Below are 10,068 nucleotides of genomic sequence, written 5' to 3'. Positions count from 1 at the left end.
TTCAAGCAAGTATACTAAAAGATATTTCTACTGATAAAAAATACTGCATTCCTTCAGTCATCACTGAAGAAGTCAGGAAGATATATAAAGTCCTTGGTATAAATATTACTAATTCACCATTTGAATTAGTATAGAGCAACTCTAAAAATCTAAATTTAAATTAACAAAAAAACTTAAGTGGTAGTGCCTAGAAAAAAATAAACCCCAGGAATATTGCGCTGTCTAGCGAAAAAGTGCATGAAGTCAGGAGGATGTTATGTTCCCTGAATTAGTTGATGCTTAATTTATGAAATTCTGTAATAGAAATGTTTATTAATAAAATTACTAAATAATAGAGCGTGGTGGTTAACAGATGTTTTGATTAAACCTTAATTTTGTGCTATCATGGCACATAAAATTTTATTTCCATATAAATGTCAAACGAAAGTCAAAATTACGGAGCGGATTCGATAAAAGTTTTAAAAGGGCTTGAGGCTGTTAAAAAGCGTCCAGGAATGTATATTGGCGATACTGAAGATGGTTCTGGATTGCATCATATGATATATGAGGTAACTGATAACTCAATAGATGAAGCGTTAGCAGGTTATTGCGACAAAGTTATAATAATACTTAATTCAGACGGTTCAGTTACAGTTATTGATAATGGTAGAGGAATTCCAACCGATATACATAAAGGTGAAGGGATTTCAGCTGCAGAATTGATTATGACACAGTTGCATGCAGGTGGAAAATTTGATGATAATTCCTACAAAATTTCCGGTGGTTTGCATGGAGTTGGTGTTTCTGTAGTAAATGCACTTTCAGAATGGTTAGAGTTAACAATTTGGAGAGAAGGGAAAGAATTTTCAATGCGTTTTGAGCACGGGCATAAGGTTAGAGAATTAGAATCAAAAGAGAGTCCTGACCCTAGCAAAAGAGGTACGCAAGTTAGATTTTTTCCATCAGATAAAACGTTTTCTCATATAGATTTTAATTTCGCCACCCTTGAGCATAGATATAAAGAATTGGCGTTTTTAAACCCAGAAATTTCGATAGAGTTATATGATAAAAGAGGTGAAGAGGAAAAGTTAGCAAATTTGCACTTTGAAGGAGGAATTTTAAACTTTGTTAAATACCTTGATAGAGCAAAACACGCGATTAATAAAACCATCAGGATTACAGGAGAGTTAAATGATATAGTCACTGATGTGGCGTTTCAGTGGAATAACAGTTACCATGAAAACACTTTAACATTTACCAATAATATTCGTCAAAAAGATGGTGGTGCACACTTAACTGGTTTTAGAGGGGCGCTAACAAGGGTTATTAATAACTACATAGAAACAAATCAATTGCAAAAAAAGCAAAAAATCAAAATTTCCCCAGAAGATATGAGGGAGGGATTAACGTCGATCGTTTCAGTTCGTGTTCCTGATCCAAAATTTTCTTCTCAAACGAAGGATAAATTGATAAGTGCTGAAGTTCGTACAGTGGTGGAATCGATTGTTTCAGAAGAATTTTCTAAGTGGCTTGAAATGAATCCTAAGGATGCCAAGGTAATTATTGGTAGAATGGTTGAATCTGCTGTTGCAAGGGAAGCTGCTAGAAAGGCGAGAGATTTATCCAGAAAGCAAATTGGTCATCATATATCAACACTTCCAGGTAAATTAGCTAATTGCCAAGAGAAAGACCCTGCTAAATCGGAGCTGTTTTTGGTTGAGGGAGATTCGGCTGGAGGTTCTGCAAAGCAAGGACGTGATAGAAAAACTCAAGCAATATTGCCGCTGAAAGGTAAAATACTTAATGTTGAAAGAGCAAGGTTCGATAAAATGCTTAATTCCGCAGAAATTGGAACTTTAATCACTGCCTTAGGAGTGAGTCTTGAAGATAAAGAATTTGACCTTACAAAAATTCGTTACCATAAAATTATCATCATGACTGATGCTGATGTTGATGGAGCGCATATCAGAACTCTGCTTTTAACTTTTTTCTTCAGGTACATGCCAGCCTTAATTGAAAAAGGGTATCTATATATAGCGCAACCTCCTTTATATAAGGTAAAAAGAGGACAATCTGATACTTATTTAAAGGATGAAGCAGCTCTTCATAATTATCTTAAGCAAATTATTGTCAAAAATAGCATTGTTAAATATGACGCAGAACAATTGAATGAAGATGGTGTGACTAAATTACTAGATAAACTAATTAAGTTTTCAAATATCATTAGGAATTGTAGCAACCAAATCCCTGATTATATCATAGAAGAGCTTTTATTTTTAGGATTTTTTAACAAAAATAATGATTTAGATATTGCATTTAGAGCAGATGAACTTGTTATCAAACTCAACAAATTATTTAAAGAAAGTGCTATAAAATGGGAAATTACAAAAACTGAATTAGGGATTCAAATTAGTAAATTAGAAAAAAGTGTCAAAGAAGTATATGAAGTAAGCAAAAATCTCTTTTCAGAGAAAAATAAGGATATAATAGTTGATTTAGTTTCAACACTAAACGAATTTAAGCAAAAAGGAGAATTTATATACAAAGATGAAATTGTAAAAATAAATTCTACCATCATTGATTTAGTTGATACACTTTTTAGCTATGCTAAGAAAGGGCTCTATATTCAAAGATTTAAAGGATTGGGCGAGATGAATCCTGAGCAGTTATGGGAAACTACACTTGACCAAAGTAATAGAACTTTACTACAGGTCAGGGTAAATGATGCCAGTGATGCAGAAGAGGTGTTTTCAACTTTAATGGGAGATGTAGTTGAGCCAAGAAGGGACTTTATAAAAAGCAACGCTTTAAAAGTTTCCAATCTGGATTACTAATTAACTGATTCTAATATTTATGGATGTATAATTATGATAGCGTGGATATACCTTGTTTTAGCGGGGGTTTTTGAGATAGTATTTGCTATAGCGCTAAAATTATCAGAGAACTTTACAAAAACTATATGGATAGTTGTTTTTATGATATCTAGCGTATTTAGTTTTTATTTTTTATCTAAATCCCTAGCAAAAATACCAATTGGCACCGCATATTTAATTTGGAGTGGAATTGGCGGTATTGGTGCTGTGATGGTTGGTATCATGTTTTTTAATGAACCCACAACGCCTCTAAGATTGTTTTTTATGGCTTTAATAATTATTGCAATGGTAGGCCTAAAAATGTTTTAAAAATTTTAAAACATTAAACTAAAGGCAAAATTTTAAAGTATTAGGATTTTTATTTTCTTCCTATCTCCCACTTATGTTAGATTATGTTAAGTTTTTTATTAATAAATTAGCAATTCTGGTAATTTTTGATACCAATACGAAGTTGAAATAATGGGGCGGTTGTAAAAATTATATCATTGTTTTATATATGAATTTGATTAATTTTAATTAATTGATTAGGATGTAATTATGAATATGAATGAGTGTAAACTTAAGTGAATGTTTTGTGAATATTAAAATTAGATAAATTATGTTGCAACCAATTAAGGATATAAGTGTGGCCCTAAGTAATATTGTAATAAAGGTATATGGGGCTCTTTATGATTATGACAAAGATGTTGAAGATAAAAAAGGAGTTAAGCACAAGGATAAAAGTGAAGAAGAAGCAAAAAAGCGCTTTTGGAATAGGACAAAAGCGTTTTTATGGGGCGCACTCGACTTGTTTTTTGGTCCATCTACATTAAAAATTATAACTCTATTTTCCATTGCTATGTTGGCTTTTAGCCCATTTGGCCCTATTGCAATAGCTGTATCAGTTAGTATTTCAGTTTTATGTTTGGGAATAGGTGTGGTAATTGATGGTAAAAATTTAAAAGATTTAAGGGTACAACAGAAGGAGGCAAAAGCTTTAGAAAAAATAATGGAATTACATAAGGAAAAGTTGGAAGTTCTAGATCAATCTCCAGAATTGAAGAAAATTTTAGGTGAGGTATGGCAAAAGAGAGAAATATTGGATGGGGAGGATAAAACATTAAAAATAAAAAATGTATTGCAACATTTTCCAGAAGCATTGATACCGCTGATTGGTAATGTTATGACTGGTAATATAATTTCAATTAGTGCTGGTATATTTTGCATGATGGTAGGTGGTGTATCAGCTATAAATGAGCAAAAATCTTTTAGCAAACAAAGAGAGGAAATGTATGAAGTGGTGCAAGCTAATAAAGTTTTGCTTAAAAGGGGAGGTTTAGAGGTGGATTATCCACAGGGAGGAGGATTAGATTTTTTAAAGGGCATGATAATTAATACTGAAAATGAAATAATAGCCATAAAAAATATACAAAATAAAATTGCACAGGGCGAAATTACTCTTGATAATCCTGAACAAGTAAAATTGCAATTTAATCAGGAATTAGAAAGTGTTAAAAATATACCGAGAGTTGAGCTTAGTAAAGCTGATGATTTAAAAATTCATGGGTTAAATTATTATATTAAAAAGGCATTTATGGGTAGTTTTTCATATGATAGAAGTAGAGAGATTTTCGCTCCGCTGGTGCATCATAATGCGGATAATCATAAAAAGCTTGAGGAATTTTATTATGATAGATGTATGGGAGAAAAATTCGAGTTGGAAAGAGTTACGAACAAGATAGTAGTTAATGATGAAATTAGTGCAGCCAAAAGTAAGCAGTCAGTCGAAAGAGGGCAATCTCATGTGGAAAGATTGGGTACGGATAGTGGATTAGGAAAAATTTCAAGATATTGAAATGAACTGTGTCAAAGAGGGGGCACCGTCATGTATCTATAAAAAAGCAAAAATAGAACAATGAGATTGAATAAAAGATTAAAAAATCATAGAACTTGAAAGAAATAAATCTATTTTGGATGAAGTATAGAAGTGATAGCTGCTGCCAAAAAATGATTGACCCCCATATCTCCATTAACTTGACGGCACTCTGGAAACTCCTTCTAGATATTTTTCTATATCACTAAGTTCAAAATACCCATCAATTACTATGTTATTACTATTATCCAATATGCAGTAATAAGGAACTGCATTATTATAACCGATTTTTGTAATAAGAAAAAACTGTGCTGTTTCTTTTTGTGTTCCGAAATAATATATTTTGGATTTATTCTGATTATTCTCTTTAGAATATTTTTTTAATTTTTTCAAATCATCATCTAACGCAATATTAATAAAATCATATTTTTTTGATAATTTGCTATTAGATTGTATTTGTGAAATATGATCTAGAGATTCATTGCATTCATAACACCAAGTAGTAAAAAAGTATAAAAATTTATATTTTTTATTTTCATTTTTTAGTAACTTGTCCATTTTTTCTGCAGTTGTTGCTTCCAATTCCAAACAATTAGATTTTGGAATAAATGATGATGTCAAGAGTATGAACACTATAGCTGGTAATAATATAAAACTAAATCTATTCATTTTTCTCCGGACCTTGTTCGCTATATAAATAAATACCTTTAACTAAATCTACTGCTCTTTCAAGTATGTAATCATTTTGATAATTACCAAAATCATGATGTTTGATACTACTTAATTCATTTTTATCACTAGATTCAGTAGTTGGTGCGGTTATTTCGATATTAGGTATTATGCATTCTTCTTGAATTGATCTTCCAAGTGGCGTATGAAATTTAGCGGTAGTTAACTTTATAGCAGAACCATTACTGAAAGGAATTAAATTTTGTACTAATCCCTTACAAAAGGATTTTTCACCCATAACCAATGCTCTTTGATTATCTTGAAGCGCTCCTGCAACAATTTCTGAGGCCGAAGCAGAGCCATTATTAATTAATACTACTATTGGCAATCCTTTTATTATGTCAGTTCCTTCAGCATCATAAATAATCGCTTCATTATTAAATTTAGTTTTAAGTGATACAATTCTCCCATTGGTTAAAAATAACCTTGAAACCTCAACTGCTTGATCTAAAACCCCACCAGGATTATCTCTTAAATCTAGAATAAGACCCTTAATTTCTGCATTGCTGTTGACTATTTTTAGCAGTTCATTTTTAAGTATAAGACTAGTTTTTTCATTGAAGCTACCTATTCTTGCGTAAATTACTTTATCCTGGTTATAAAAAAGAACTTTTGTGGGAATAAGTTTGATAATTTCACGCGTTATAATTAATTCTTTAATCTCTCCTGAATCTCTATATATTTTTAGTTTTACTGTGCTACCAGGTTCCCCCTTTAATTTATCAGAGGCTTGTTCGATGCTCATACTACCTATTGCCTCATCATCGATCATAACAATGACGTCACCAGGTTTAATACCAGCTTCATATGCAGGCAAACCTTTATACGAGGAAACAACTTTTAAAAGACCTTGCTCAACAATATTAATTTCAACTCCTATACCACCAAATTCACCCTTTGTGCTGGATTTCATGCTATCATATTCTTCCTTATTTAAAAAAGTTGAATAAGGATCAAGAGAATTTAGCATTCCATTTATAGCGCTTTGTATAAGTTTTTTATTTTCTACTTCATCAATATATTGGCTCTGAATAATATCAATTGCTTCTTCAAAATCTTTCATATCTTTGTATTTTTCATTTTCTAGTGAATAACACGGAAAGGTTGACAGTGTAAATAATGCTAATTGTATAAGAAAAATATTTCTTTTAGGTAAGTCTGTTTGCATGCTTTATAAAAATTTATTTACTTTAACGGTCACCAGTATATCATGAAATCAAAAAAGATATTAGACATTTTTATGAAGATATATTGTGATGGTTCTTGTTTAGGTAATCCAGGCCCTGGTGGTTGGGCTGCTGTATTTGTTAAAGAAGGTAGTGTTATTAAGAAAATTTGTGGATTTGAGCAACATACAACTAATAATAAAATGGAATTAACAGCTGCAATCAAGGCGTTAGAAAGCATAACTAAAAATAGTACCTTGCAAATTTTTACTGATAGTAATTACTTAAAATTTGGCATAACAGAATGGATAAAAAGTTGGAAATTGAACAATTGGAAAAATGGTAAAATTAAAAATATTGAGTTTTGGCAACAACTAGATAAGTTAAACTCAACTCAAAATGCTTCTTGGCACTGGGTTAAAGCACATAATGGAGATAAGTATAATGAAATGGTAGATGAGCTTGCAAGAAATGCAGCAAGTGATAAAATTATACTAGGTTAGATTTTTAGTATCAATGCGCAAAAAAATTCAAAGTAGTAACATATATTGGTTATATGGCAAGCATCCGGTGGATTCTGCAATAAATAATGTATCAAGAATAATTTATAAAATATTGGTTACTAAAAATACAAATCAACTTATAGATAAATACAAAAATATTATTCAAAATAAAAATATTGAAGTTGAGGTCCTAACTAACAAAGAAATTAGTGAAAAAATCGATATTCAAGAATCTGTACACCAAGGTGTGGCAATACAAGTCAAAAAATTAGAACTTACTTCTGTTGAAAGGCTGCTTAAAACAGTGAATGAAAATAGTGTCATTTTATTTTTAGACCAAATAACAGATCCACAAAACATAGGAGCAATTATTAGGTCATCTCTTGGGTTTAACGTTGATGCTGTAATTACAACAAAAGATAATGCACCATCGGAAAATGCAACTTTGGTAAAATCCTCAGCAGGTGCATTTGAGTGTGTGCCATATATTCAGGTAACTAATATTTCTAGAGTGCTTAACGAATTAAAGGAAAGTGGATATTGGGTTGTTGCTGTTGTGCAAAATGGTACCAGCTCAATTCAAAAAGTAACCAAATTTAATAGAATTGCATTAATTATGGGCTCAGAGGGGAGGGGGGTTAGAGATATAAATTTAAAGCAAAGCGATATAACTGTAAAAATCGAAATGTCTCCAAAACTAGAAAGTCTGAACGTATCTAATGCAACCGCTATTATATTGCATCAATTGTATGCGCTGGGTAACAAAAAATAAATATTGCGTTTGCTTATTTGGGGCTTTTTTCTTTATGCATAATAAAATAAACTCCACTTAATACAATTAGGCCATATCCAATTAATGAATAAGTATTAGTTATACCTTCATCTAAAATTAAATAAGCAAAAATACCAGTAAAAGGTAATCTTAGATAATCAAAAGGGCCTACTACCGACATATCAGCAAGTTTATACGCTCGAAAAAAAGACACTTTATGCAGTAAACTTGCCATGCCTGCTGATAAAATCAATAATATAGCTTTTGCAGAAAAATCAGGCCAAGTTGCTATATTTAAATCAAGTGAGTAATTTGTAAAATCAAATGTATATTGAAAATATGCTATTGGAAACGCAAAAATCGATGCAAATAAACTGGAATAAAATAATTGTGCACGAGAATGTTCTGTTTTTGTTAATTTTTTTATAACTACGTTATTGAGTGACCAAAAAATCAACGCTAAAAATGCAAACCAATATCCTGGATTAAGATCTTTTCCTATAGTAGTAAAATCCTTAATAAAAAATATTCCTGTTATACTACCCAATAAAAGAATTATTTTTGGCGTTGTTAACTTTTCATTAAATACCAACACCCCCGCTGTAACCATAAATACTGGTGTCAATTCTGAAATTGCTGCTGCATTTAATACATTCATAACAGACACTGCATAAAACATGCAAAGTGAGCCCATGACACTAAAAAATCCCCTTAAAGCATGAAAAAAAAGCTTTTTTGTTTTAAGATGATGGACAAATCCTAACTTCAGACATGATATTAATGTTAACATCAATATGCTTAACTTATAGAGTAATCCAACTTGGTTTGAACTAAAATTACAGTCATTTGTGAGAATCTTTACAATAACATATAGCAGCGACATAAAAAACGCATTTACCGCCATCAGGAGTATACCAGATACGTGATTAGATGGTTTAAAGGAAATGAGAGATTTAATCACAAAATACAAAGTAATATATAAAGCTTTTTATTACTGTAAATTTGTAGTATATGTCAATACAATTTTGTAGCTAAGCTTTATATATTGCAATAAAATTAACATACGCATATTTTTGGAAGGGTGGCCGAGTGGTTGAAGGCGCACGCTTGGAAAGCGTGTTTACTGTTAAAAGTAACAAGGGTTCGAATCCCTTTCCTTCCGCCACATATGAATGATGAATGCAAGATGCCGATTTTTTAAAAAAATTGCTTAATTATCGCTAAAAGCCTCTTCTTCCTAAAAGGTTATGTAAAGCGGCTCTGAATAAACATGAAGCAAACTTTATTTTATGAATTTGAATTAATGAATTATTTTTGATCCACCGCCTTATTTCTTAACGTAATCTTAACATAAATATCCTTGAATTGTCACAATACCTAAGTACAATCCCCATTGTAAGTCTAAAGTTATCATATGATTTTAGGGAGAATGGTAGATTTAACAAATAAAGAGGAGTTTTTATGACTGAATTGAGTAGTATGTTATTTTCACGTTATAGTGAAGAGACCTTGGGGTAATTGGCCTCTCAAGCAATAAATGAAAAAGCTTATGAAACATTAAAAAGTATTGCTAAATCACATAAATATAATAAATTTATAGGTTTACGCGCAAGTAAACATGCTCTAGATCTAGAAGCTGCCCAAATAGTTCTTCAACACACAAAATTTATTGAAGATAAGGAATCTAAAGAGAAAGAGACGCTTGCTTTTCAAAATATAGTTAGCGATAATGACCTATCATACATGCATTATTGGCAATTTCCATGTGATTTAAGCGCAGATCAAAAATTTAAAGATATACTGTTTTATATACTAGAAACGAAAATCTCCAAACAATATCAGATTAATGACCATGATATAAGCGCTTTAGAAAATGTAGCAATATATCATGCATATAAATTTATAAAAAAGCACATGAATAAAAATGATGAGCAGCATAAGTGTGTTCATAAATTTCATGAAATATTTGATAAAAGATTTGATTCTATATTTGATTCTAAAGGCCGTTGCATAAATGCAAAGCAAGGAAGATATGCAATAAATGGATTTAAAAAATTAGACTCATACAAAGAAGAACGATAAGTTTGGTATAAAAGCTGATAGAATAATAGGAATTCAAGAAAGTTAACAAAATATTATGCTAAATTAGCATGTTGCATGCCGATTTGCTGATCTTAGCCACACATATTTAAAG

The 10,068-nt window shown here is 31.1% G+C and carries 9 protein-coding genes and 1 tRNA gene; 7 read left to right on the top strand and 3 right to left on the bottom strand.

Annotated elements, in window-relative coordinates; translation table 11 throughout:
- The first annotated feature begins 413 nt into the window (after positions 1-413).
- The 3 genes from gyrB to L8D11_RS01435 all read left to right on the top strand — a co-directional run bounded on the left by gyrB (position 414) and on the right by L8D11_RS01435 (position 4,686).
- A complete protein-coding gene (gene gyrB, locus L8D11_RS01445; RefSeq protein WP_236869899.1) occupies positions 414-2,813 on the top strand; it encodes a DNA topoisomerase (ATP-hydrolyzing) subunit B in 2,400 nt (799 codons plus the stop codon).
- 33 nt (positions 2,814-2,846) lie between these two features.
- Positions 2,847-3,161, top strand: a complete 315-nt coding sequence (locus L8D11_RS01440) for a DMT family transporter (RefSeq protein ID WP_236869898.1) — start codon at positions 2,847-2,849, stop codon at positions 3,159-3,161.
- Positions 3,162-3,450: 289 nt separating this feature from the next.
- Positions 3,451-4,686 carry a hypothetical protein gene (locus tag L8D11_RS01435; RefSeq protein ID WP_236869897.1) on the top strand — a complete coding sequence of 412 codons (1,236 nt, stop codon included), beginning with the start codon at positions 3,451-3,453 and terminating at the stop codon, positions 4,684-4,686.
- Between the two features lie 174 nt (positions 4,687-4,860).
- Here the strand turns inward: L8D11_RS01435 and L8D11_RS01430 are convergent, their stop codons facing one another.
- Both L8D11_RS01430 and L8D11_RS01425 read right to left on the bottom strand, forming a co-directional pair.
- Positions 4,861-5,373: a thioredoxin-like domain-containing protein gene (locus L8D11_RS01430; protein WP_236869896.1), complete on the bottom strand. Its 513-nt coding sequence runs from the start codon at positions 5,371-5,373 to the stop codon at positions 4,861-4,863.
- Complete coding sequence (locus L8D11_RS01425) at positions 5,366-6,601, bottom strand: S41 family peptidase (RefSeq protein ID WP_410519498.1); 1,236 nt, start codon at positions 6,599-6,601, stop codon at positions 5,366-5,368. Before L8D11_RS01425 ends, L8D11_RS01430 begins: the two co-directional genes overlap by 8 nt.
- 72 nt (positions 6,602-6,673) lie before the next feature.
- Between L8D11_RS01425 and rnhA the strand changes: the two genes are divergently transcribed.
- Positions 6,674-7,102, top strand: coding sequence for a ribonuclease HI (rnhA, locus tag L8D11_RS01420; protein ID WP_410519499.1), 429 nt, complete (start codon positions 6,674-6,676; stop codon positions 7,100-7,102).
- Between the two features lie 13 nt (positions 7,103-7,115).
- A complete protein-coding gene (rlmB, locus tag L8D11_RS01415; RefSeq protein ID WP_236869893.1) occupies positions 7,116-7,874 on the top strand; it encodes a 23S rRNA (guanosine(2251)-2'-O)-methyltransferase RlmB in 759 nt (252 codons plus the stop codon).
- 13 nt (positions 7,875-7,887) lie between these two features.
- Here the strand turns inward: rlmB and L8D11_RS01410 are convergent, their stop codons facing one another.
- Positions 7,888-8,835 (bottom strand): DMT family transporter, encoded by a 948-nt coding sequence (locus L8D11_RS01410; protein ID WP_336886376.1) that lies wholly within the window; start codon positions 8,833-8,835, stop codon positions 7,888-7,890.
- A gap of 114 nt (positions 8,836-8,949) precedes the next feature.
- Between L8D11_RS01410 and L8D11_RS01405 the strand changes: the two genes are divergently transcribed.
- Positions 8,950-9,039: transfer RNA gene (locus L8D11_RS01405), tRNA-Ser, on the top strand.
- Between the two features lie 353 nt (positions 9,040-9,392).
- A complete protein-coding gene (locus L8D11_RS01400) occupies positions 9,393-9,956 on the top strand; it encodes a hypothetical protein (RefSeq protein ID WP_236869891.1) in 564 nt (187 codons plus the stop codon).
- Positions 9,957-10,068: the final 112 nt, after the last annotated feature.

Origin of the sequence: Candidatus Bandiella numerosa (assembly GCF_021811875.1) — a bacterium.
Lineage (GTDB): Bacteria > Pseudomonadota > Alphaproteobacteria > Rickettsiales > Midichloriaceae > Aquirickettsia > Aquirickettsia numerosa_A.
This window is presented reverse-complemented; position numbering and strand designations above follow the sequence as displayed.

Coding starts and splice junctions, on each gene's coding strand:
- L8D11_RS01425 (WP_410519498.1), bottom strand. CDS start 6,601: ATGCAAACAGACTTACCTAAAAGAAATATTTTTCTTATACAATTAGCA.
- rlmB (WP_236869893.1), top strand. CDS start 7,116: ATGCGCAAAAAAATTCAAAGTAGTAACATATATTGGTTATATGGCAAG.
- L8D11_RS01435 (WP_236869897.1), top strand. CDS start 3,451: ATGTTGCAACCAATTAAGGATATAAGTGTGGCCCTAAGTAATATTGTA.
- gyrB (WP_236869899.1), top strand. CDS start 414: ATGTCAAACGAAAGTCAAAATTACGGAGCGGATTCGATAAAAGTTTTA.
- L8D11_RS01440 (WP_236869898.1), top strand. CDS start 2,847: ATGATAGCGTGGATATACCTTGTTTTAGCGGGGGTTTTTGAGATAGTA.
- L8D11_RS01430 (WP_236869896.1), bottom strand. CDS start 5,373: ATGAATAGATTTAGTTTTATATTATTACCAGCTATAGTGTTCATACTC.
- rnhA (WP_410519499.1), top strand. CDS start 6,674: ATGAAGATATATTGTGATGGTTCTTGTTTAGGTAATCCAGGCCCTGGT.